Raw genomic sequence first — 23913 nt, 5'->3', positions numbered from 1 at the left:
TTTCTCTGTGAGGCCTGATTGAGCAGCGAAGACGCTAAACAGTTCGACCTGAAACCTGCCGATCCTCGCCGGCTGGCAGCCCTTTGCGGCCAGTTCGACGAGCATCTCAAACATATCGAACGTCGCATGAGTGTGCGTATCGGCTACCGCGGCCACCATTTCCGTATCCAGGGCGAGACCGAGCACGCCAACGCGGCGGCGGAAGTGCTGCGCCACCTGTACCGGGAAACCGAGGCTCTGGACGACATCTCTCCGGATATGGTGCATCTGTATATTCGTGAGTCCGGATTCGAGCGCCTGCCCGACGAGCAGCCCTTCGACGGCAGCCAGATCATCATCAAGACGCCGAAACTGCAGGCGCGGCCCCGGGGCAAAAACCAGCAGAAGTACGTCCACAGCATCCGTACCCACGACGTCAATTTCGGCATCGGGCCAGCGGGCACCGGCAAGACCTGGCTGGCTGTGGCGTGCGCGGTGGAAGCGCTCAAGGACGAACAGGTCAAGCGCATCCTGCTCGTGCGGCCCGCGGTGGAAGCGGGTGAGAAGCTGGGCTTCCTGCCGGGCGACCTTGCGCAAAAGGTTGATCCTTACCTGCGTCCGCTCTACGACGCGCTTTACGAGATGCTGGGATTCGAACAGGTCACCAAGTTGATCGAAAAGAGCGTGATCGAGATCGCGCCCCTGGCGTTCATGCGTGGGCGCACCCTTAATAATGCCTTCATCATTCTCGACGAAAGTCAGAATACGACCCGCGAGCAGATGAAAATGTTCCTGACCCGCATTGGCTTCGGCTCAACCGCGGTGATTACCGGCGATACCACCCAGGTGGATCTGCCCCGCGGCCAGCATTCTGGCCTCGTTCATGCAGCGGCCGTACTGCGCCAGGTAACCGGCATCGGCTTTACTCGGTTCGATGCCCGGGACGTAGTTCGTCACCCGCTGGTCCAGCGCATTGTCGAGGCCTACGACGACCACGATGACGAACTGACCGCCGGAGGGCGAAACCATTGAGCTCCATCGAGGTCGATATACAGCAGGCCTCCGACGCTGAAGAACTGCCTGACGACGAAAATCTTGTGCGTTGGGCCCAAGCCGGCTGGCTGGGCGACTACCGTTCCGAGGTGACGCTGCGCATCGTCAATGAGGACGAAAGCGCTTCGCTGAACGGCCAGTATCGGCAAAAGGACTACCCGACCAACGTCCTGTCCTTCCCGTTCGAGCAGCCGGAAGGGATTGAGGTACCGCTGGCCGGAGATTTAGTGATCTGCGCAGGTGTTGTGGCGCGGGAGGCGCAGGAACAGCACAAAACCCTGGATGCGCACTGGGCACACATGGTGATTCATGGCATGCTCCATCTTCAGGGGTATGACCATATCGATGACCGGGAAGCTGAAGAGATGGAAGCCCTTGAAGTCCGCCTGCTGGCGGAGCTCGGATTCAGCAACCCCTACCTTGCAGAGGAAACGGATCAGGACTCATGAGCGACGATCACTCGAGTCGCAGTCAGGGCAACAAGTCCTGGCTGGAACGCATTTCCCAGGCTTTCTCCAACGAACCTGAATCTATCGGCGACATCCTGGAAGTCCTCCGGGACGCCGAATCCGAGAACATCATCGACGCGGATGCCATGAGTATCATTGAAGGGGCCATGCAGGTCACCGATATGCGCGCCGATGAAATCATGATCCCCCGCTCCCAGATGGTGACCGTCAAGGCCAGCGCCGAGCCCAAGACGTTTCTCGCAGACATCATCGATTCGGCCCACAGCCGGTTCCCTGTCATTGGCGATAGCCAGGACGATGTTATCGGCGTCCTGCTCGCCAAGGACCTGCTGCCACTGGCGCTGAACAACGACCTGAACTGGAGCAAGATCCGCGAGATCCTTCGCCCGCCGACCTTCGTGCCGGAAAGCAAGCGACTGAACCAGCTGCTCAAGGAGTTCAAGGAAACCCGCAATCACATGGCCATCGTCGTGGACGAATACGGTGGCACCGCGGGCCTGATCACCATCGAGGACGTACTCGAGCAGATTGTGGGCGAGATCGAGGACGAGCACGACTTCGACGAAGAAACCCACATCAAGAGCCGGGCCGATGGCAGTTACGCGGTCAAGGCGGTCACGCCAGTAGAAGACTTCAACGAATTCTTCGACACCGAACTGGACGAGGAAGAGTTCGACACCATCGGCGGCCTGGTGCTGAAGGAATTCGGTCACCTACCCCGCCGCGGCGAGGAAATCGAGTTCGGCGGCTTCCAATTCACAATCCTGAACGCGGATAACCGTGTCATCCGGCTGATTCAGGTCCGTCGCCGTGAGTCTTGACGATAATCGACTGAGCTGGCTCCGGGCGCTCGCCCTGATTATCGGCGGTGGACTCCAGACCCTGACCTTCTCCCCCTTCGGCCTGACCTGGTTCGGGCCGCTGTCCGTCCTGATCATCCTCCTCGCAGCCATGGCACTGCCAGCGGGCAAACTGTTCCGCGCAGGATGGTTGATGGGAGCGGGCCTGTTCGGCTCCGGGGCATCCTGGGTTTACATTTCGATCAGCCAGTACGGCAATACGTCCGAACCCCTCGCGGTGCTGCTGACGGCCATCTTTGTCGCCGGCCTCGCGCTGTTTCCCGCAATCACTTTCTGGGGCTGGGGCAAGCTCTCCGGCGAAGGGCACGTGCGACGTCTGATCCTGTTTCCAGCGATCTGGATCATCGGTGACTGGGTGCGCAGCTGGCTGCTCACCGGCTTCCCCTGGCTTTATCTCGGTACGGGGCAGGTCGACGGGCCATTGGCCAGCCTGGCGCCCATCATGGGGGTGCATGGTGTCACCCTGCTCGTGGTGGCTACTGGCGCAGCCCTGTATATCCTGATCGACCTCGGTCGGCGGAAGCAGACCATTCCCGCGGTTACGGTAGCGGGTATTGCCTTACTGCCCTGGGTGCTCGGCCCCCTGCTCTCGCCCGTTAGCTGGACGGAGCGCGCTGAGAAGCCGCTGAGCATCGCTGCCATGCAGGGCAATATCCCCCAGCAGATCAAGTGGGATCCGGAATTCCTCGAACAGCAGATCGTCACCTACCTGAGGATGAGCGACGAGGATTGGAACCGCGACCTGATCCTGTGGCCGGAAACCGCTATTCCCATCACCCAGGACCAGGCCGGTCCGCTCATCGACAGCATCTCAAAGCGCCTTGGTCCGGACAGTACCCTGATCACAGGCATCCCCTGGTATGGTTTCAGCGACAGCCTGGAAGACTTCACCTTCCGTAATAGCATTATGGCCATCGGTAATGGTGAAGGGATGTACTACAAGCAGAAACTGGTGCCGTTTGGTGAGTACGTGCCGCTACAGCAATACCTGCGCGGCTTGATTGGCTTCTTCGATCTGCCGATGTCCAGCTTTTCCCGGGGCCCATCAGACCAGCCACCATTGACCGCCGGGCAGTACCGGGCCATGCCGTTCATCTGTTACGAGATTGCCTATCCGGATTTCGTTGCCCGTAACGCCTGGAATACCGGCTTTCTCGTCACCATCAGCAACGATGGCTGGTTCGGCCACTCGATCGGTCCGTTACAGCACTTACAGATCGCCCGGATGCGCGCGCTGGAAACCGGCCGCTTTGTGCTGCGCGGTACCAACAATGGCGTGACGGCGATTATTGATGACAAGGGGCGGATCACCCAGCGGATACCGCAATTCGAACGGGACGTCCTGCGGGGCGAACTCTACCCGGTCACCGGCGCCACGCCTTACATGGCTACCGGCTCCTGGCCAGCGCTGATCCTGGCATTGATTCTGATCGTCTTTGCCCGACCGCGGCGGATACCGCAGCCGAGCCACCAGACCCACGCGGGCTAGTGTCGAGTTCGTTCAGGAGGCGACATCCCCCGCAACTTCCGGTTCGTGGGGCCAGCGCGCGGTAATCCGCTCGAAGTAGTGGGAGTTGCAGGCCTCGCACGGCTCGATATGGCTGGTTTCCACCAGACAGACCATGTGCCCGCAGGCCATGCAGCGCAGCACGCCGGCGGTGGCGATTTCGCCGGCGATATACTGGCTCGGGCCGTGGTGGAGCTTGTGGTCCAGCTCCAGGGTTTCTAGCCGCGTCTTGTCGGCAATGGAGAACAGCAACTCCAGCAGGCGCTGCTCGATCAGGGCCAGATCCAGACGCAACCACTCGCTGGCATCGCCCCCGGTCTCATCGACGAAGTTCATCAGGTGGCCTACATCACGCTTGACGTAGGCGGCCAGCAGGTCGATCTCCTCCCGGGTGAGCTCCTCGACGTCGTTCTCGAATTCTACGGCTTCGTCCACGCTGTCGCGCAAGGCGTCCCAGCTCTTGCGCTCCATGTTCTTCAGACGCGACTCGACGCGCTCGAGCATGCGGTTGTAGACCTTCAACGCCTTACCGGAGAAATCCGGCTTATCCCGTTCACTCATGACCTGTTTCCTCGCTCTCCAAGGGCCAACGGCAGGACTCCCGAATCGGGAACGTCTCCCACTCGGAGCATCTCACACCGAAGGCGTAATCCGCTCTGGGGATGACTCACAAAGAGTGTGGCACAAACCTTCTCGTACTGCCGAGAGGGAGCTGTCTGTATGACTGAACGGTAACAGGCTACCTGTCGAGGCCCGTGTGCGTTAAAATGCGCAATTTCCCGCAGAAGCGCCGTCGCCAGTGAGACTCCGGGTCTCAAGCTCAGCCCCAGCCTCTAGGCCGACGCGCGTTCTGGTACCGTGACCGCATACAGTTCCACAACAGGGTAACCTCAGTAATGGCAGGAATGGACGAGCACTATCGCCCGCAGGACATCGAGAAAAAAGCCCAGCAGTTCTGGGAAACCAATGAAACCTTCTCGGTAAAGGAAGAGCCGGGAAAACCCAAATACTACTGCCTGTCGATGTTTCCCTACCCCAGCGGCAAGCTGCACATGGGCCACGTCCGCAACTACACCATTGGTGATGTGATCAGCCGCTACCAGCGCATGCAGGGCAAGAACGTGATGCAGCCCATGGGCTGGGACGCCTTTGGCCTGCCTGCCGAGAATGCTGCCGTGAAGAACAAGTCGGCGCCCGCCAAGTGGACCTACGCCAATATCGAATATATGAAGACCCAACTGCGCCAGTTGGGTTTCGGTTACGACTGGAAGCGTGAGCTGGCCACCTGTTCGCCGGATTATTACAAGTGGGAGCAATGGTTCTTCACCAAGCTCTACGAGAAAGGCCTGGTCTACAAGAAGATGGCGACCGTCAACTGGGATCCGGTGGACCAGACCGTCCTCGCCAACGAGCAGGTCGTCGACGGCCGAGGCTGGCGCTCTGGCGCGCTGGTGGAACAGAAGAAGATCCCCCAGTGGTTCATCAAGATCACCGATTACGCCGAAGAACTGCTCAACGACCTCGACGAGATGGACGACTGGCCCGAGCAGGTGCGCACCATGCAGCGCAACTGGATCGGCAAGTCCACGGGTGTCGAGCTCGACTTCAAGCTGCACGACCATGACGGTGCACTGCGCGTCTATACCACCCGCCCAGACACCTTGATGGGCGCGACCTATATGGCGGTCGCGGCCGAACACCCGCTGGCAAAGGAAGCGGCCGAGCGTAACCGTGAGGTGGGCTCGTTCGTGGAATCCTGTCGCAACAGCAAGGTGGCCGAGGCCGACCTGGCTACCATGGAAAAGCAGGGTATCGACACCGGCTTCAAGGCGGTGCACCCCCTGACCCAGGACCTGATCCCGATCTACGTCGCCAACTTCGTGCTGATGGACTACGGCACCGGCGCACTGATGGCCGTACCGGCGCATGACGAGCGCGACCACGAGTTTGCCCGCAAGTACCGCTTGCCGATCCGCCAGGTGATCGCGCCGAATGATCACCGGGAAATCGATACCCAGGAAGCAGCCTTCACCGATAAGGGCTTCCTGGTCAATTCCGGCAAGTATAACGGCCTCACCAGCGAGGAAGCCTTCGACGAGATTGCCGGCCACCTGGAAAGCACCGGCATCGGCGAGCGCAAGGTGAACTACCGTCTGCGCGACTGGGGTGTTTCCCGCCAGCGCTATTGGGGGGCACCGATTCCGATGATGACGCTGGAAGACGGCACCGAAATCCCGGTTCCCGAAGACCAGTTGCCCGTGCGTCTGCCGGAAGACGTTGAAATGGATGGCGTGAAGTCTCCCATAAAGGCCGATCCCGAATGGGCGACGACCACCTATAACGGTCAGCCGGCCACGCTGGAAACCGATACCTTCGATACCTTCATGGAATCATCCTGGTATTACGCCCGCTTCTGCAGCCCGCAGTACAAGGAAGGCATGCTGGCGCCGGACGCCGCCAACTATTGGCTCCCGGTCGACCAGTACATCGGCGGCATCGAGCACGCGATCCTGCACCTGCTCTATGCACGTTTCTTCCACAAGCTGCTGCGCGACTTCGGACTGGTCACCAGCTCCGAACCGTTCAAGCGACTGCTGTGCCAGGGCATGGTACTGGCCGAGACCTACTTCCGGGAAGACGCCAACGGCGGCAAGGAGTGGATCTCGCCGCTGGACGTGGAAGTCGAGCGTAACGAAAAGGGACAGGTGGTCAACGCCCGCCACCGTGGCGACGGCAAGCCGGTGGAGTCCGGCGGCATCTCCAAGATGTCGAAATCCAAAAACAACGGTATCGATCCCCAGGCGATCATCGACCAGTTCGGCGCGGACACCGTGCGCCTGTTCATGATGTTCGCGGCGCCGCCGGAACAATCCCTGGAATGGTCCGACAGCGGCGTCGAAGGTGCGCATCGCTTCATCAAGCGCCTGTGGCGCATGGTCAGCGAGCATGCAGAAGGCGGCAAGGCGCCGACGATCGATCCCGCTAACCTTAACGACAGCCGGCGCGATCTGCGCCGCAAGACCCATGAAACCATCGCCAAGGTAAGCGACGATGTTAGCCGTCGCCTGACGTTCAACACGGCCATCGCAGCCGTGATGGAATTGCTTAATGAAGTGAGCAAGCTTCAGGTCAACGACGAGGCTGATCGGTCGGTCGTCCAGGAAGCCCTGGATACCGCCGTTCTGCTGCTGTCCCCGATCATCCCCCACGCTTGCCACGCACTGTGGGAAAAGCTGGGCCACGAGGGTGCAGTGGTCGACGCGACCTGGCCGGAGGCCGACAAGGATGCCATGGTCCGCTCCACGATCCAGATGGTGCTCCAGGTGAACGGCAAGGTACGCTCCAAGGTCGACGTGCCGGCGGATATCCAGAAGGACGAACTGGAGAAGCTGGCCCTTGAAGACGAGAACGTCATGCGCTTTACAGACGGCAATACGGTTCGCAAGGTGATCGTGGTACCCGGCAAGCTGGTCAATGTCGTCGCCAATTGATCCTGACCAAATCAACCATGGCCGGGAGTTGCCATTAATGCCAAAAACGTCGCGGACACCGAATCGCCTGGCCGCCTTTATGGCGGCGTTTCTGCCCTTGGCGCTCACCGGCTGCGGGTTCCAGTTGCGTGGCGCCCCACCGGTATCAGCAGCACTCCAGCCCCTCGGCGTGGAATGCGACGCCAGCGTGCCCTTCGACCTGTGCGACACCTTGCGCACACAGCTTGAAGAGGGAGGTATCGAGGTTGTCGATAGCGAACAGGCAGCCTACCAACTCACGCTGGACAACTTCTCCGAGACCCGCCGCGCCAGCGCCATACAGCTTGACGCGTCGGCAGCCGAATACGACCTGCGCCAGTCCGTCGACGTCAACGTCACCAGCGACGATGGCGTCCCGGTACTCATCGATGCCGAAGTCCGTTCCAGCGAGATCTACAGCTACGACGAGACCAACGTGTTGGCTAAGCGACGTGAAGAAGAGGAACTTCGCAATAACCTTTACCAGCGTCTGGCGCAACAATCAATCTTCAGGCTCGCCCCATTGACTGAAGAGCGTCTCAAGGTCATTCGCGAAGACTTCAAAGCCAAGCAGCAAAGCGAAGGCGCGGAACAGCAATGAAGACCAGTCCGGCGCAGCTCGACCAGGTCCTCTCCCGGGGGTTGGCGCCAGTCTATCTGGTGTCCGGCGATGAGCCGCTGCTGGTCCAGGAGTGCTGCGACAAGATTCGGTCAAAGGCGCGCGAGGCCGGGTATGAGGATCGTCAGATCTTCCACGCTGACCGCAATCTGGACTGGGGACAGGTAGGCGAGGAGTTGAATGCCCTATCCCTGTTCGCGGAAAAACGTCGACTGGAAATCCACCTCCCCACCGGCAAGCTGGGCGATGGTCGCAGTATTATCGAGCAGGCACTGCAAACCCCGCCGGAAGACATCATCCTGATCCTGATCAGCGTCAAGCTGGATGCCGCCGAGATCCGCCGCAAGTGGTACAAGCTGCTGCAGGAGAAAGGCGTGCATGTGCCGGTCTGGCCGATCGATGCCGACAAATTCCCGGGCTGGCTCCAGCAACGAGCCCGGATTCACGGCCTGACCCTGACCCAGGGCGCGCTGGAAGAACTCAGCGACCGCCTGGAAGGCAACCTGCTCGCCGCAAGTCAGGAAATCGACCGCCTGGCCCTGCTGGCCCCCAACAAAACCATCGACGAGCAGTTCGTCACCCAGGTGGTGCTCGATAGCGCCCGTTTCAGCGTATTCGAATTGGTGGGCGATATCCTGACCGGCAGCACCGAGCAGGCCCATCGGGTTATCGGTGCGCTGCAGCAGGAAGAGGACAATCCACTGGGCCTGCTGGCCATTCTCAGCCGCGACCTGCGCATGGTCGGTCGGCTGCAACTGGCCCTGCAGCGCGGCGAAACGGCCAAGGATTTCTTCCGCAGCCAGAATATCCGCCAGCCCCAGCGCATGCGCCAACTGGAGCAGGCCGCCCGCCGTCTGCATCCGACGCAGATCCGGCAAGCGATGCTGCGCTGCAGCGACATGGATCGCAGCGCCAAAGGCTTCGACTCACTCTCCCCCTGGCACTACCTCCGCACCATGGCTACAGAACTGGCGGCCCGACGTTGATGCGAGACCACTAACACACCCTAAATGCGCTCTTGACAGGTTCGTACCTGCGGTAGCATCGTTCTGCTTATCACACGCCACACGCTCATTTCCATCGTGCGCCGCGCGGGAGGGATCTCACCATGAGCTGGAAAGAAGACCTACGCAAACTCTCCGACAACCTGAAACAGCAACGGGACGAGCTAAAACTCCAGCTGCACCTGGCCAAACAGGACGTGCGGGATGAGTGGGACGACATGGAGGAATACTGGGATCGTTTTCGCCACAAAATGGACCAAGTCCTTCATGATGCCTCAGACGCCACCGACGAGGCCTATCGCACTGCCCATACCATCGGGGAAGATCTGAAGTCCGGATATCGTAGGCTCCGCGAGCGCCTGAAATAACGATTGCACACTGCAACAATTAAACGACAAATATCCTGACCCCGCTCAATGCTCCGCGGCCAAAATTGGCCTATGATGACTCATCAAAGACTTTGAGTAGCCGTTAGCGTCATTTATAACACACTGGCCACTTAAAGACTGGCGGCGTTTCCACGGATACTCCAGGCTCGCTTGAGTTCGAGCGCATCGAACGAAAGTCGACGATAAAAAGGTGTGGGCAAGTGGCGGGGAGGCCTGATCTGCAATGCCAAATCGCATCAGTTCAGGTTACAAAGTGATCATGAATACAGTGATCAAGCAGGGACCGATACTTGCGCTGCTGATGCTGGGTATTGGCAGCACAGCCCCGGCGCAAACCCGATTTTCCGATCCTGACAAGACGGCCTCCGACGTTTTCTGGAAGCAGCTCTACGGGGATGGCGGAGTCACTTTCTTTTGCCAGAAGCCGTTCACCGGAAAATCCTTCCTGCTAACCCAGGGTTACATCTACCCGATGAGTCATGTCCGCAACGCACTGCGCTGCGGAACGCCCTCACAATGCGAGCGCGAAAGCGAAAGATACCGCCATATTGCTTCTGATCTGCACAATATGATTCCGGTACAGAACTCAATCGAGATGCGCCGGCGCAACGCCGCATATGCCCACTTGGGTGAAAGCGTCGCGGCGGAGGAATGTGGAATCCGCGCGGGCTTCCAGAACATCGAACCTCCGGATAACATCAAGGGCGATGTGGCAAGGGGCGTTTTCTATATGGTCCAGACCTACGACCTGCCCCTGATCGGCACGGATCAGGTATTCAATACCTGGAACCGGGAAGACCCGCCGGATGATCGCGAGCTGACCCGCAATCACCGCATCAAGGAACTCCAAGGCAACGAGAATCCGTTCATCAGCAGCCCCGGCATCGCAAACAGCTTGTAGTCGAGAGTTATCAGATCCGACAAAAAAAGCCGCATGCTCACACATGCGGCTTTTTCATTGTGGCAGGTTCTGTCCGTGACCGGATCAGAACTCGTCTGCGGTCAGGTCCATCATGGCATCACTGCCACTGCGGATACCTTCGGCCAGCGACACGGTCTTCGGCAGCATGCGGTTGTAATAGAACCGCGCAGTCTTCAGTTTGCCGGAGTAGAAACCGGAGGTATCTCCTTCCGCCTTGGGTGCCGCCGCCTTGACGATGCGCGCCCACATGTAAGCCAGCGCCGTCAGCCCGAACAGATCCAGGTAGTCCACCGAGGCAGCACCCACTTCGTTCGGATTTTCCGCAGCGGCCTTGATCACATATTCGGTGACATCCGCCAGACGCTCAAGGGCCGCAGCCAGGGGTTCCAGGTACGGGCGAACCGCCGCGTCCGACTGGTTGGTCTCAATAAACTCAGCAACATCCTCGGCGAAGAGTTCGAAGAAACGCCCCTGGTTCAGGACCACCTTGCGCCCCATCAGGTCGAGTGCCTGGATGCCGTTGGTGCCCTCGTAGATCTGGGTGATCCGCACATCGCGCACCAGTTGTTCCTGGCCCCACTCGCGGATAAACCCATGACCGCCGAAGACCTGCTGGCCGATAACGCAGACATCCAGGCCGCGGTCAGTCAGGAACGCCTTGGCAACCGGGGTCAGCAGCGCAACCATCTGCTCTGCGTGTACGCGACGCTCTTCATCATCGGCATACTTGGAAATATCGAGCCACTGCGCCACGTAGGTGGAGAATGCACGTCCGCCTTCGATGTAACCCTTCATGGTCAACAGCATACGACGCACATCCGGATGGACGATCAGCGGGTCTGCGGCTTTTTCAGGCTCCTGGATACCGGTCGGGGCACGACTCTGGAGGCGCTCCAACGCATACTCACGCGCGCTCTGCAGGGAAGCCTCAGCCGCCCCCATACCCTGGATGCCCACACCCAGGCGCTCGTAGTTCATCATGGTGAACATCGCAGCCAGACCCTTGTTCGGCTCGCCCACCAACCAGCCCTTGGCGCCGTCGAAGTTCATCACACAGGTCGCTGACCCCTTGATGCCCATCTTTTTCTCGATAGAACCACAGGCCAGGCTGTTGCGCTCGCCCAGGGAACCGTCCTCGTTGACGAGGAACTTGGGCACCAGAAACAGGGATATGCCTTTTGGACCTTTCGGTGCATCCGGCAACTTGGCCAGCACGAGGTGGATAATGTTCTCCGCCATGTCGTGCTCGCCCCAAGTGATAAAGATCTTGGTGCCGGTCACGTTGTAGGAACCGTCATCGTTCGGATCGGCCTTGGTGCGGATAATGCCCAGGTCGGTACCGGCATGGGGCTCGGTCAGGTCCATAGCGCCAGACCAGACGCCGGAGTACATATTGGGCAGGTATTTGGCTTTCAATTCCTCGCTACCGTGGGCGTCCAGCGCCAGGCAAGCGCCGGCGGTCAGCATCGGTGCCAGGCCGAAGGCCATATTGGAGGCCTGCAGCATCTCTTCGAACTGCGCCACCAGGGTCTTGGGCATGCCCATGCCACCGAAGTCCGGGTTGCCGCCAAGGCCGTTCCAGCCGCCTTCAACGATGGTCTGGTAGGCTTCCTTGAAGCCTTCTGGCGTAGTGACTTCACCATCGTTCCACTTGCAGCCCTGCTCGTCACCCTCGCGATTGAGCGGTGCGATCACGCCGCTGGTGATCTTACCGGCCTCTTCCAGGATGGCATCCGCCGTATCGGGATCGACGTTTTCGGCCAGTTTCGGGAGTGACGCCCATAGCGCCGGGGTATCGAAGACTTCGTTCAATACGAAGCGGATATCACGTAAGGGTGCCTGATAGTCTGCCATTGATGAATTCCTCTCTGTACGAGCATTAAACCTTCGGCCAACCTATTAGCCAGCAGCCCGATGTGTTGCGCATCGTTGTGCATAATCACGCACATAGTCGCCCGAAAGGTTCTGTTGAACGTGTTGTCTTATTATTGGGGCCGGATTTTACTCCAATTTGGCAGCAGTCTCATGCCATAGCTGCCAAGAAAAAGCCCGCCTCCGAAGAGAGCGGGCTTCCGTTGCCTCTTATATTCCCACGATCAGAATACGAAGGCTTCTTCCGGCATGTCCATCAGGCTGTCGGCGCCGGCCAGCATGGCTTCGGCGTGGGCCTTGGAGCGCGGCAGCATGCGCTTGAAGTAGAAGCGCGCGGTCTGCACCTTGGCGTTATAGAACATTTCCTCACTGGTGCCATCGACCATCTTATCGAGAGCAACCTTGGCCATGCGTGCCCACAGGTAGGCGAAAACGGCATAGCCGGAATACATCAGGTAGTCTACGGACGCTGCACCGACTTCCTCGCGGTTCTTCATGGCGTTCATGCCGATCTTCATGGTCAGGTCGCCCCACTCCTTGTTGATGGCCTGGAGCGGCTCGATGAACTCCTTCAGCTGTTCGTTATCCGCGTTCTCCTTGCAGAACACGTGAACCTGCTTGGTGAAGCCCTTCAGCGACTCGCCCTGGGTCATCAGGACCTTACGGCCCAGCAGGTCGAGTGCCTGGATACCGGTGGTACCCTCGTAGATCATGCCGATACGGGCGTCACGGACGTTCTGTTCCATGCCCCACTCGGAAATGAAGCCATGGCCACCGAATACCTGCATACCCAGGTTGGCGGACTCGTAGCCGATCTCGGTCAGGAACGCTTTGGCAATCGGGGTCAGGAAGCCCAGGGTGGCATCCGCCGCCTTACGCTCTTCCTCGTTCTTGCCGCTGTGAACAATATCGACCTGCTGGCCGGCCAGGTAGATCAGCGCACGAGCGCCTTCTGCAACGGCCTTCTGGGTCAGCAGCATTCGGCGAACGTCCGGATGAACGATGATCGGGTCAGCGATGCCTTCCGGGTTCTTAGGGCCGCTCAGCGAACGCATGGCCAAACGCTCCTTGGCGTAAGCCAGTGAGCCCTGGAAGCCCAGCTCGGACGCGCCCAGACCCTGGATCGCAGTACCGATACGCGCCGTGTTCATGAAGGTGAACATGCAGTTCAGGCCCTTGTTCTCCGGCCCGATCAGCCAGCCCTTGGCGCCATCGAAGTTCATGACGCAGGTCGCGTTACCGTGAATACCCATCTTGTGCTCGAGAGAGCCGCAGGATACCGCGTTACGCTCGCCCGAGGAGCCATCTTCGTTCGGCAGGAACTTCGGAACGATGAACAGGGAGATGCCCTTGGTGCCCTCCGGCGCGCCCGGCAGGCGGGCCAGTACGATGTGGACGATGTTCTCTGCCATGTCGTGTTCACCGGCGGAGATGAAGATCTTGGTGCCACTGATGCTGTAGCTGCCGTCGGCATTCGGCTCGGCCTTGCTACGCAGGGTGCCCAGGTCGGAACCGCAGTGCGGCTCGGTCAGACACATGGTGCCGGTCCACTCGCCGCTGATCAGTTTGGTCAGGTAGGTCTGCTTCTGCTCTTCGGTGCCGTGAGCTTCGATCGTGTTGGTGGCGCCGTGGCTCAGCCCCGGGTACATCCCCCAGGACCAGTTTGAGGTGCCAACCATCTCGCTGATGACCAGACCGATGGAATGCGGCAGGCCCTGACCACCGTAGTTGGTGTCTGCGGTCATGGACGGCCAGCCACCCTCGACGTACTGCTGGTAGGCTTCCTTGAAACCGGTCGGCGTCTTGACGTCGTCTTCGCTCCAGGTACAGCCTTCCTGGTCACCCACCCGGTTCAGCGGAGACAGGACCTGCTCACAGAACTTCGCGCCTTCCTGGATAATGGCATCGACCATATCCGGAGTCGCATCGTCAGCACCTTCCAGATTGGCGTAGTGCTGCTCGCTGTCCAGCAGCTCGGACATAACAAACTTGATGTCACGCAGGGGCGCTTTGTACTCAGGCATGGAATCCACCTCATTCTCGGTTGTGACCGTCGCGCAGCAACGGAGCACCAGCCTTTGGTTTTGCTCTGGGTCAGCACCAGGGCGCCAACCCGTTAATTAAACGGTTGTTTGAAACATACGTTTGCAGCGCCTCGAATGTCAAGCATCCCGTATGGAAATTGTGTTGCGTTAGGCAACCGAATATTGCCGAAATCGACGGTAATTAGCGGGTTTCAGGAAAATCAGGCAGTTGCCTGGAACGAGGAGGTATTGCCGGTCTGAGCTAGCGCGGAAACGCGCTGATAGGTGTTATCAGCGTGCTGTTCCTGGCGGGATATCTGGCGTTGGGAAGAGTCCTCCTGAGTTTCTGACTCGGAGGCCTTCGACTCGGGGTCGTCTTCACCGGTATCCGGTCGTCGCCCGGCAGCCAGCTCCACCTGCGCCTGCAACATGGTTTGCATGGCCTGGGCCGCCACCTGCCTGTCCTGGGAAGACGGTTCAGCCGGTGCCAATGCGGCGGCGCGCACCACGCGCATCTTGTCGATCGTCGCCTGGGGGTTGTTGGGTACGGGAGCCACATCAATGGACACTTCGCCACCTACGGCGTATTGCACGCCATCCGGACCGCGGCTGTAGGTATAGCTCACCGCCCCCGCATGTTGCCCGCCAACAGACTGGTGTGCCGCTTCGTGGGCCCTCACCTCGCGGTCGCGGGCTTTAAGCTCTTTGAGTTGCGCCAGCTCGGCCTCTTCCAAGGACTGGCCGTTGACTTTCTGGGAATCGGCGGCATTCCTGACCCGCTCGGTTGGGCTTTCAGCCTCCTTTTCAGCGGGACTGCCAGAGGCGTGCGCGTCAGAAGCGACAGCAGAACGCGTCGACGGGGAGACGCCCGATGCGCTTACCGTCGCAGAGGTGACATAGAGGGAAGCAGATAGTGCCAGGGACACCGCAGACACTCCAAAGGCGTTGCGGGCTAGGCCATGATGTCCAGAAGCGTTCCCACAGTCTCGTCAGCCGTCTTCACGACTTGGGCCGAGGCCTCGACACTCCGGGAATAGAGGTTAAGTTCAACGATCGGCTCGACCAAGCTGTTGCCACTCTCGGCGTTGATACCTTGCGGACCGTCGGCGCCAGCACGGGCGATCTTGCGGGCGGAGTTTTCCATTCCGACCATGCCATCCTGTACGCCCTGAATACCAATTGCAAAACTGTTGTTGATCATCATGGCCACCACTTAAAGACCGTTAACGGCATTCAAGCAGAAACCTGTCTAAAAATCAAACAGACCATTGATATCGAGGTGGGCTGATAAGGCCTCGGGATCCGGTTCTGGCTGCCAAGGCAGTTCGCCGATCATCGGGGCTGCCATGTGGGTGCGCAGATACTGGAGGTTTTCCGGCTCCACAGCCATCGGCTCGGGTCCAATACGGTTGGCGACCCAGCCTGCAACCTTGAGTCCATCGGCACGAATCGCCTCCGCACTCAGCAAGGCATGGTTGATGCAGCCCAACTGCAAGGGGACGACGAGGATGACGGGCAAATCCATTTCCTGAGGAACCCGAGCGTACGTTTCCCGGTCATTGAGCGGCACACGCCAGCCGCCTGCACCTTCGATCAGCATGAAATCTGCGGGCCGCATCTGCAATCCACGGCATAGGCCCACCAGACGCTGCACCGACAACTGTCGGCCGGCCTGGAGGGCGGCTATATGCGGGGCGATCGCCGGCTCGAGAGCGATCGGATTGATCTGTTCGTAAGGCAGGCTCTCAGTCATGGCAGCCTGGAGCGCCAGGGCGTCCTCGTTACGCAGACCCTCAGGCGTCTGGTCACAGCCGGACGCGACCGGCTTCATGGCGATGGTACGCAGGCCAGCCGCCTTTGCGGCATGGAGCAGAGCCGCCGATACCAAGGTTTTTCCGACGCCGGTGTCGGTGCCCGTTACGAAGAAGGTTTTCTTTGCCATTTTTGGGTCGTGCCTTACCTACAAATTGTTGGTGCCTGGTAGTCCCAGACTTTAAGTCCGTGCAGGAAGTGGATGGATACCACTGCTTACGCCGGTTTGGATGGCCCTCCCTGGCCAACCAAACCTCCAGGGGCGTCCCTGTCCCTTGCTACAGCAGTGGTACCCACCCACTTCGGCGATCATAGAGTTAGACCATAGAATCCGACTTTGCTTCATCAGGTTCGGTGACGTGCAACGACGAAGCCGGCTTCGTAACTTGCCAATACGCCCTCATTCGTCCTCGGGTATAGCCGATACAACTGCTTCAAGCGACGGGCACCCGTCATAGAAGTGCGTCGTTCCGACGACTTATGGTGGGCACCGAGATCCTTCAGTTCGCGTAAAAGCATCGACGGATGATCGTACGTCAGGTGGTAGCAGCGGTTGTCGATTCGCGCCCCTGGAAATACGTTGTCGACTGCCCAGCTAAACCGATCCGGCGCCTCGAATCGGTTAACGTGGGGAACGCCGGGATCAACCAAGTCCCAGGTCTGTTGGAGTTCTCGCAAGGTGCCGTCAAGTAGCGTCGAGCATAACAACCAGCCACCCGGGCGCAGTATACGTTGACACTCGCGCAGCACAGCCTCTGGATCATCACACCACTGGATCATCAGGTTCGAGAACACCAGGTCCTGGCTGTCGTCGGGTAGCGGCACGGATTCGGCAGCAGCACAGACCCAACTTGCATCGACATTTCGGTTGCACTTGGCATGAGCCAGCATCGCAGGTGACAGATCGATCGCCGTAAGGTTCTTCGAACCGCATTTGGCAGACAGTGCTTCGAGGAACAAGCCGGTACCACACCCCAGATCCGTGACATTGGTGAAGCTGTCTTCCGGCATCACACCGAGCAGGTGCGCCCCCATTTCCCGCTGGAGGCGAGCCGCACGATCATAGCTTGTGGCCGCAGCGCCAAAATCCCGTGCAATCGACGCCTTGTCGCCCCGGGAGTAGATTCGCGTCGAATCGCTCGGTTCGAAAATTTCAAACGCCTGCACGTTCATCGACAAATTCCGTGAGGAGGCGGGCAATAGAATCAGCGGCCTCGCCGTGAGGCCAGTGCGGCACAGCTTTCAGCAGGCGGCAATCCAGATTCTGCGTGCGTAGTATCGAGGCGGTATCCGGATTCACCAACCTGTCCCGGCCCGCAAACAGGTGGATAGCAGGCACGTCCAGTCGCCTCCAAAGTTCGCGCTGATCCAGTTGCCCCAACCAATCGAGGGAGCGCGCCAGATTCCGTTCGCTGACGCCCGGCCCGGCCTCCAGCCAACGCTGTAGCGCTCGTCGATCATCGGTCTCATGATTGAGTTTTTTCTCACTAGAACCCGTCTGATCGCTACCCCGCACCTGGAGCAGCATGAATCGCTTCCACTGCTTGAGGCAGGCCCGCTCCAGGCCCGATCGGAAATACTCAAACTCGGGCGAAGCCATGCCAACCGGCCATTCGGGCCGCTCAATAAAACTCGGCGTACTGCAGACAGTCACCAGTCCCCTCACCTTGTCCGGCATCTGCTCAGCTGCGGATGCTGCAATCTGGCCACCCAGGGACCAGCCGATGAACAGGCGCGGCGCTTCAGTGCGCTCCAGAATCCGGGTTGCAGCATCATCAGCCGTGCGGGATTGCGCCAGTAGCTCGTCGTCCAGGCTGATGTACCTGATATCGTCCGATAGGCCTTCGACCCATGGAGCGATCATGGATACAGGGGCACCCCATCCACTGATCAGTGTTACGGGCGGTAAAGGCATTGTGGTCATGCCGCGTGGCCCGGCAACTCTTGCTGGGCTTCTCCAAGCGCTGTGAGCAGCTTGTCGAGATGGGCTTCAGTGTGGGACGCACTGAAAGTGACCCGCAGGCGCGACTCGCCTTCGGGGACCGTTGGCGGCCGGATGGCGGTCACCCAGATGCCCCGGCCTTCCAGGGCCTTGCTCAGGGCCAGCGCAGACCAGGCATCGCCCAACAGGATCGGCTGGATGGGGGTGTCGGAGGGCATAAGGGTATAGCCCAAAGCCTGGGCTTCCCGGCGGAAGCGGTTGATCAGCCGCGCCAGATGTTCGCGCCGGTCGTCGGCCTGCTTCACCAAACGCACGCTGGTGCAACTCGCGAGCGCGACCGCAGGCGGCATCGCCGTGGTGTAGATATAGGTGCGCGCCTTCTGTACCAGGTAATCCACCATCATGGCCGAACCGGCGACGAACGCACCGCTGGTGCCGAACGCCTTGCCCAAGGTTCCAATGACGATCGGCACATCCTCTGACCCCAGCCCGAAGTGCGCCACGCTGCCCCGCCCTTCCGGGCCTACGCAGCCGAAGCCGTGGGCGTCGTCGACGACAAGCAGCGCGTCATGCTTCCGACAAAGCGCCGCCATTTCCGGCAGCGGTGCAACGTCACCATCCATGCTGAAGACGCCGTCCGTCACCACCAGCTTGTGCCCGTCGGTGGTCGCCAACTGCTCTTCCAAGGCTGTCATATCGCAATGGGGATAACGCTTCACCGTGGCGCGACTGAGGATGCAACCATCGATAAGCGAAGCATGGTTGAGGCGGTCGGAAAAGATGGTGTCGCCACGTCCGGCCAGGGCGCTAATGACGCCCATATTGGCCATGTAGCCCGTAGAGAAGAACAACGCCGATTCGCGTCCTGTGAAACGGGCCAACGTTTCTTCAAGCCGATGATGGGCAGAGTGATGGCCGCAGATCAGGTGGGAGGCGCCACCACCGAGTCCGGTTTCCGGCAGCGCGTCGCGAGCGGCGGCTATCGCATCGGGGTCGTTGGCCAGCCCGAGATAATCGTTACTGCAGAACGAAAGCACCGGGCGGCCGTCGACGACCATATCCGGTTGCTGGGGCGTTTCTACCTGGCGTCGCCAGCGATACAGCCCCTGCTCGCGCCGTTTTTCGAGTTCAGCCCTGAAGTCACGCACAGGTCACCTCAGGCGGACTTACGCTCGTCCGCGTTGTAGAACAAGTGGTGGTTGCGCTCGTGCTCCATGGCTTCGATCAAACCGGCTTCACGCTCTTCGTCGGTATGGGCTTCGCCACGCTGTTCCGGGCGGATGCCCAGGCGATTGAACAGCTGACGATCGTGATCCGCCTCCGGATTCGACGTGGTCAGCAACTTCTCGCCGTAGAAGATGGAGTTTGCACCCGCCAGGAAGCACAGCGCCTGCATCTGGTCGTTCATCTGCTCGCGACCGGCAGACAGGCGCACGTGGGAGGCCGGCATGACGATCCGGGCCACGGCAATGGTGCGGACAAATTCGAACGGATCGAGGTCCTCGACGTCGTCGAGCGGTGTGCCGGCCACCTTGACCAGCATGTTGATAGGCACGCTTTCCGGATGATGCGGCAGGTTGGCCAGTTGCATCAGCAGGCCGGCGCGATCGTCTTCATCTTCACCCATACCCATGATACCGCCGCAGCAGACTTTCATGCCCGCCTTGCGCACGTTTTCCAGGGTATCCAGGCGATCCTGGTAGGTGCGAGTGGTAATGATGTGGTTGTAGAACTTCTCGGAGGTATCGAGGTTGTGGTTGTAGTAATCCAACCCGGCTTCCGCCAGCTCACCCGCCTGATCCTCGTTGAGCATGCCCAGGGTCATACAGGTTTCCAGACCGAGGGACTTAACCTGGCGCACCATATCCAGCACATAGGGCATGTCCTTCTTGGTGGGACTGCGCCAGGCAGCGCCCATGCAGAAACGGGACGCGCCTTTCTCCCGAGCAGCCCGAGCTTCGGCGACCACCTTCTCGATTTCGAGCAGCTTCTCTTTTTCCAGGCCGGTGTTGTAGTGGCCACTCTGCGGGCAGTATTTGCAGTCTTCCGGACAGGCACCCGTCTTGATCGACAGCAGCGTGCTGACCTGGACTTCATTGGGATCGAAATGCTCACGGTGCACGCTCTGGGCTCGGAAGACCAGATCGTTGAACGGCAGTTCGAGCAGCTCGTGAATCTCGGAAAGTGTCCAGTCGTGACGGATCGGGGTGGCAGTCATGGGGATGTCCTGTTGGTTCTGACCCAGGGAGGCTTTATGCTTGTGCTCGCCTCGAAGATGGGCTTGTTTCTGTTCAGGGATTGAACGCATGATAAATCGCCTGCGAGCACTGTCAACCTTCATCAAACTAAAGGTTAACATCTCACCCAGCATGACTCACCTCTGCGTTGGCTGCCTCACCCCGACGCAAAACGATGGACTCTGTGGCGCTTGCGGCGCGGATCTTCCCAGAAATGACGCAGCCTGCGCCAGGTGCGCCCTACCGCTAACGTCGTCAATCGCCGATCCGCTTGGGGTACTCTGCGGCCCCTGCATCAGTCAACCGCCGGCGTTCGACCGGGTCGTAGCGCCCTGGCTCTACAGCTTCCCGGTTAACAGCCTGATCAGCCAGTTCAAATACGGTAAACAGCGAGCCTTCGGTAAACCGCTCGCCGGACTGCTTGCCCGGGAAATCGCGGCTTCAGGCGATGGCCGGCCCGAGTGCCTCATTCCGGTCCCCATGCATCCCTCCCGTGAACGGGCGCGAGGCTTTAACCAGGCAGAGGAAATCGCGTTGTGGCTGGCCGACGAACTTGATGTGCCGGTGATCAGCCACCTCGTGCAACGTCGAAAGCTAAGCGATACCCAATCCGGCCTCACCCGGCGACAGCGGCTGGTTAACCTGAAAGGTGCGTTTGGGGTGTCAGGGCCGATCCCCGAACACGTGGCTGTCGTCGACGACGTCGTCACTACCGGTGCCACCGCGGAGGAGCTCGCCAAGAAGCTGAAGAAAGCGGGAGCGCGCACTGTCGAGATTTGGGCGCTCGCCCGAACACCCAGAATACCCCTCGACGACCTGTAAAAAGAACGCCCAAAAGGTCAGGCGAGCTTGTCAGCCACGTATCGAGCCAGGGCCAGGCTCGCTGTGAGTCCGGGAGACTCGATTCCGAGCAGGTGAACGACGCCCGGCAATCGATGGGCTTCCTCATCCTGCACCAGGAAATCCTGAAAACCGGCACTGGCGTCGCCGAGCTTGGGCCGGATACCAGCATAAGCAGGCTGCAGCCGGTCAGCATCCAACCCTTGCCACCAGCGTCTGATCGAGGCAACAAAAGCTTCCCGGCGCGCAGGGTCGACACTGTAATCCACCCGGTCGATCCACTCCACATCCGGTCCAAACCGCGCCTGACCGGCCAAATCCAGGGTGAGATGAATGCCGAGACCACCCGGTTCCGGTACAGGATAGACGAGCGTATCGAACGGGTGCTTTCCGGAGTAACTGAAGTAGACGCCCCGAGCGAAATACTGGGCCGGCCTGGCGCTCTCCGGATAGCCCTTCCACCGCCGTAGTAGTGCGATCGCTTCGAGCCCGGCCGCGTTGACGACGCGGCTGGCAACCAGTTCGCAAGGAGACTCGCCACCTACGGTCACAATGTGCTTTGCGGGCATCGCACTGCTGTCAACGGACTCCACCGGTGCACGGCAGATCAGCATACCGCCCTCACCTTCTACGTCAGTCAGCAGTCCCAGCATCAGGCCATGGCTGTCGACAATACCGGTTGTTGGTGAAAACAAACCCGCGAAGGCGGTCACATCCGGCAAGGCGCGGGAAAGCCGTCGGTGATCCCCCATTCCAGCGGAACACCGCAATCCCTCGCCCGTCCCGCAATCCCCTGGAGCACAGCCCCCTGCTCGTCGGCGGTGGCGATAATCCATTTCCCGGTCCGACGATGGGGAATATCGCGTTGCTCGCAATAGTCATAGAGGAACTCGCGCCCCGAGATACATAAACGGGCCTTGAGCGACTCAGGTGGGTAATAGAGTCCGGCATGGATCACCTCGCTGTTGCGCGAGGATGTTCCCTCCCCCCAATGGGCACCCGCCTCCAAAACGAAGACGGATTGGCCAGCGCGGGCAAGCGCCCTTGCACATGCTAGGCCAATGACACCGGCACCAATTACAACTGCATCGGTTTCATAGCGTTCTAGTGTCATGGTTGCTTAAGGGCCTTTAGTGGATTTGGATGCCGTTGAGTTGACCTAAGCACTTATCCAGTCGGAAGTCACTGAAGTGCAATGCTATCATTAGCCGCCCCCATTCGAGGGACGGCTGAGGACTCTTCAAAAAGCCAACTCTGTCTGCAAAGCAAGGCACGGCGAAGCAGAACGATTTTTTCAGAAGGTCCATGAGTAAGGATAGCGAAGGAGGCGTGTGTGAGTGCATCTTCACGACAGTTGGCCATGGCTGGCCTGGTACTGACGACCCTGTTCTGGGCGGGTAATGCGTTGGTTGCACGAGGGACATCCGAGTCCATTCCTCCATTCGCACTGTCTTTCTGGCGCTGGCTGATTCCGACGATTTACCTGCTCCCCTTCACCATTAAAGCCGTCATTCGCTACCAGACCATTCTCCGCGAGCACTGGCTCGAAGTCATCGGCCTGGCCTTCTTCAGCGTGGGCGCCTACAACACCATCCTCTACCTCGCCGCCCAGAGTACGGGGGCCATCAATATCGCACTGGTGAGTTCTACCATGCCGCTAATGATCGTGCTGCTTTCGGCGCTGATCCTCCGCATCATTCCCGGTCGCCTGCAGATAACCGGCCTGATCCTGGCCTTCTGCGGCGTTCTGGTGATCCTGACCCGGGGCAGCATCAACACGCTGCTTGATGTGAACTTCAATCCCGGCGACCTGTTGATGGTCCTCTCGATCAGCAGTTGGGCGCTCTACTCAGTGCTACTCAAACGCTGGCCGCTGGATATTCCACTGTTCCCTCTACTGTGCCTCCTCATTACCCTGGGCACACCGATGATCCTCCCGTTTTACCTTTGGGAGCTGCAGAACGAAGGCAGCTTCGCCATGAGCATGCCGAACATGGCTGCGCTGCTCTACGTGGGCACCCTGCCTAGCGTGGCTGCTTATTTTCTCTGGAACAACGGGGTGAAAACCCTGGGTCCCGGCACGACGGGGCTTTTCGCTTACCTGATCCCGGTGTTTGCGGCGCTGATTGCTGTCCCCGTACTCGGCGAATCGATCGAGGCCTATCACGCTGCGGGCGGGGGGCTGGTGCTTGCGGGGCTCATCGCATCTTCGCGCCAAGCAAAAGTACCCGTTACAACGGAACGGGTAGCACCGTAACGACGTGTTATTCTTGTGAGCGTCTGACTAAGAGCACCGCTCTCTAAAAACCGGACCGCTGGCGAAATAGGTCCCTGTGGGCGTCCATTAACCTATAACGTTCGCACGGGCACATAAACTCGCTATACTGCGGCTCACTGATGTACCTACAGAAAGCATGGAATGCTACGGAAAACCTAGATGTCTGATCGCAAGCAGTTTCTGATCGTCATGCTGGTCGCCGCTATTTTTGTTGGGTGGCTGGGCTGGCGAGGGGTAGAAGTGATCTCCCTGAATGACCGTCTCCAGTCCGATCCCAAGCTCAACGGCTATCCCTATCTCTTCCGCGTGTTGCGGGTGGATGGCGACACCGCCATCATGAGCTCACCCCGCTCCTACGAGGTTACCACCCAGGAAGCCCTGCAGACCCTTTTCCCGGGCATGCGCTCCCTCAACGAGAATCACCGGGACTGGCAGCGGGCAGAACGGGAATTCGCCCACCTGCAGGCCCACGCGGCGAACCTGATTCTCGAGGACAACCGTATCGACCGCATCCGCTGGGAGTTGGACGAGAACTGGTATCACCTCAAGCACATGAAAGAACGGAATTCCGTTCTCCGGTAAGCTGTCAGAGCGGA

General features: G+C 59.7%; 24 protein-coding genes. 12 read left to right on the top strand and 12 right to left on the bottom strand.

Annotation, left to right across the window (positions count from 1 at the left end; genetic code table 11):
• Positions 1 to 18: 18 nt before the first annotated feature.
• From RE428_RS08465 to lnt, 4 genes are read left to right on the top strand one after another with little or no spacing between them, the layout of a single operon-like run.
• Positions 19 to 1011, top strand: coding sequence for a PhoH family protein (locus RE428_RS08465; RefSeq protein WP_004581564.1), 993 nt, complete (start codon positions 19 to 21; stop codon positions 1009 to 1011).
• Complete coding sequence (gene ybeY / locus RE428_RS08460) at positions 1008 to 1481, top strand: rRNA maturation RNase YbeY (RefSeq protein ID WP_004581563.1); 474 nt, start codon at positions 1008 to 1010, stop codon at positions 1479 to 1481. The genes RE428_RS08465 and ybeY overlap by 4 nt, the downstream gene beginning before the upstream one ends.
• On the top strand, positions 1478 to 2323 hold the full coding sequence (locus tag RE428_RS08455) for an HlyC/CorC family transporter (protein ID WP_004581562.1): 846 nt from the start codon (positions 1478 to 1480) through the stop codon (positions 2321 to 2323). Before ybeY ends, RE428_RS08455 begins: the two co-directional genes overlap by 4 nt.
• Positions 2313 to 3851, top strand: coding sequence for an apolipoprotein N-acyltransferase (gene lnt, locus RE428_RS08450; protein WP_004581561.1), 1539 nt, complete (start codon positions 2313 to 2315; stop codon positions 3849 to 3851). The genes RE428_RS08455 and lnt overlap by 11 nt, the downstream gene beginning before the upstream one ends.
• 12 nt (positions 3852 to 3863) lie before the next feature.
• On the opposite strand, the gene RE428_RS08445 is transcribed toward lnt, so the two are convergent.
• A complete protein-coding gene (locus tag RE428_RS08445; protein ID WP_004581560.1) occupies positions 3864 to 4430 on the bottom strand; it encodes a zinc ribbon-containing protein in 567 nt (188 codons plus the stop codon).
• A gap of 344 nt (positions 4431 to 4774) precedes the next feature.
• Here RE428_RS08445 and leuS point away from each other — a divergent pair, with 344 nt between their 5' ends.
• The 5 genes from leuS (at position 4775) to RE428_RS08420 (ending at position 10291) form a co-directional block, all read left to right on the top strand.
• Positions 4775 to 7360, top strand: coding sequence for a leucine--tRNA ligase (gene leuS / locus RE428_RS08440; RefSeq protein WP_004581559.1), 2586 nt, complete (start codon positions 4775 to 4777; stop codon positions 7358 to 7360).
• Between the two features lie 37 nt (positions 7361 to 7397).
• Positions 7398 to 7979, top strand: coding sequence for an LPS-assembly lipoprotein LptE (locus RE428_RS08435; protein ID WP_004581558.1), 582 nt, complete (start codon positions 7398 to 7400; stop codon positions 7977 to 7979).
• A complete protein-coding gene (gene holA / locus RE428_RS08430) occupies positions 7976 to 8983 on the top strand; it encodes a DNA polymerase III subunit delta (RefSeq protein WP_004581557.1) in 1008 nt (335 codons plus the stop codon). Before RE428_RS08435 ends, holA begins: the two co-directional genes overlap by 4 nt.
• 122 nt (positions 8984 to 9105) lie before the next feature.
• Positions 9106 to 9369, top strand: a complete 264-nt coding sequence (locus RE428_RS08425; protein WP_004581556.1) for a hypothetical protein — start codon at positions 9106 to 9108, stop codon at positions 9367 to 9369.
• Positions 9370 to 9649: 280 nt separating this feature from the next.
• Complete coding sequence (locus RE428_RS08420) at positions 9650 to 10291, top strand: endonuclease (RefSeq protein ID WP_051079854.1); 642 nt, start codon at positions 9650 to 9652, stop codon at positions 10289 to 10291.
• Positions 10292 to 10375: 84 nt separating this feature from the next.
• Here the strand turns inward: RE428_RS08420 and RE428_RS08415 are convergent, their stop codons facing one another.
• The 9 genes from RE428_RS08415 to bioB form a co-directional block, all read right to left on the bottom strand.
• Entirely contained in the window at positions 10376 to 12166 is a 1791-nt protein-coding gene (locus RE428_RS08415) for an acyl-CoA dehydrogenase C-terminal domain-containing protein (RefSeq protein WP_004581554.1), read from the bottom strand.
• 242 nt (positions 12167 to 12408) lie between these two features.
• Positions 12409 to 14208 (bottom strand): acyl-CoA dehydrogenase C-terminal domain-containing protein, encoded by a 1800-nt coding sequence (locus tag RE428_RS08410; protein ID WP_004581553.1) that lies wholly within the window; start codon positions 14206 to 14208, stop codon positions 12409 to 12411.
• A gap of 221 nt (positions 14209 to 14429) precedes the next feature.
• On the bottom strand, positions 14430 to 15134 hold the full coding sequence (locus RE428_RS08405; RefSeq protein ID WP_004581552.1) for a putative metalloprotease CJM1_0395 family protein: 705 nt from the start codon (positions 15132 to 15134) through the stop codon (positions 14430 to 14432).
• Positions 15135 to 15160: 26 nt separating this feature from the next.
• Positions 15161 to 15409 carry a flagellar basal body rod C-terminal domain-containing protein gene (locus RE428_RS08400; protein WP_040883351.1) on the bottom strand — a complete coding sequence of 83 codons (249 nt, stop codon included), beginning with the start codon at positions 15407 to 15409 and terminating at the stop codon, positions 15161 to 15163.
• Between the two features lie 48 nt (positions 15410 to 15457).
• A complete protein-coding gene (gene bioD, locus RE428_RS08395; protein WP_004581550.1) occupies positions 15458 to 16150 on the bottom strand; it encodes a dethiobiotin synthase in 693 nt (230 codons plus the stop codon).
• Positions 16151 to 16365: 215 nt separating this feature from the next.
• Entirely contained in the window at positions 16366 to 17193 is an 828-nt protein-coding gene (gene bioC, locus RE428_RS08390; RefSeq protein ID WP_004581549.1) for a malonyl-ACP O-methyltransferase BioC, read from the bottom strand.
• Positions 17174 to 17884, bottom strand: a complete 711-nt coding sequence (locus RE428_RS08385; protein WP_004581548.1) for an alpha/beta fold hydrolase — start codon at positions 17882 to 17884, stop codon at positions 17174 to 17176. The genes bioC and RE428_RS08385 overlap by 20 nt, the downstream gene beginning before the upstream one ends.
• A 56-nt stretch (positions 17885 to 17940) precedes the next feature.
• A complete protein-coding gene (bioF, locus tag RE428_RS08380; protein ID WP_004581547.1) occupies positions 17941 to 19110 on the bottom strand; it encodes an 8-amino-7-oxononanoate synthase in 1170 nt (389 codons plus the stop codon).
• An 8-nt stretch (positions 19111 to 19118) separates the two neighbouring features.
• A complete protein-coding gene (gene bioB / locus RE428_RS08375; protein ID WP_040883348.1) occupies positions 19119 to 20180 on the bottom strand; it encodes a biotin synthase BioB in 1062 nt (353 codons plus the stop codon).
• A 151-nt stretch (positions 20181 to 20331) separates the two neighbouring features.
• On the opposite strand from bioB, the gene RE428_RS08370 reads away from it, so the two are divergent.
• Entirely contained in the window at positions 20332 to 21021 is a 690-nt protein-coding gene (locus RE428_RS08370) for a ComF family protein (protein WP_081614650.1), read from the top strand.
• Between the two features lie 17 nt (positions 21022 to 21038).
• Here RE428_RS08370 and RE428_RS08365 read toward each other — a convergent pair whose 3' ends face one another.
• A complete protein-coding gene (locus RE428_RS08365; protein WP_421930571.1) occupies positions 21039 to 21791 on the bottom strand; it encodes an NAD(P)/FAD-dependent oxidoreductase in 753 nt (250 codons plus the stop codon).
• Positions 21749 to 22153 (bottom strand): FAD-dependent oxidoreductase, encoded by a 405-nt coding sequence (locus RE428_RS24420; protein WP_421930570.1) that lies wholly within the window; start codon positions 22151 to 22153, stop codon positions 21749 to 21751. Before RE428_RS24420 ends, RE428_RS08365 begins: the two co-directional genes overlap by 43 nt.
• Positions 22154 to 22372: 219 nt before the next feature.
• Here RE428_RS24420 and RE428_RS08360 point away from each other — a divergent pair, with 219 nt between their 5' ends.
• Positions 22373 to 23296 (top strand): DMT family transporter, encoded by a 924-nt coding sequence (locus tag RE428_RS08360; RefSeq protein WP_004581543.1) that lies wholly within the window; start codon positions 22373 to 22375, stop codon positions 23294 to 23296.
• 180 nt (positions 23297 to 23476) lie between these two features.
• Positions 23477 to 23899 (top strand): hypothetical protein, encoded by a 423-nt coding sequence (locus RE428_RS08355; RefSeq protein WP_004581542.1) that lies wholly within the window; start codon positions 23477 to 23479, stop codon positions 23897 to 23899.
• Positions 23900 to 23913: the final 14 nt, after the last annotated feature.

Source organism: Marinobacter nanhaiticus D15-8W, from assembly GCF_036511935.1.
In the GTDB taxonomy this organism is placed as follows: Bacteria; Pseudomonadota; Gammaproteobacteria; order Pseudomonadales; family Oleiphilaceae; genus Marinobacter_A; species Marinobacter_A nanhaiticus.
This window is presented reverse-complemented; position numbering and strand designations above follow the sequence as displayed.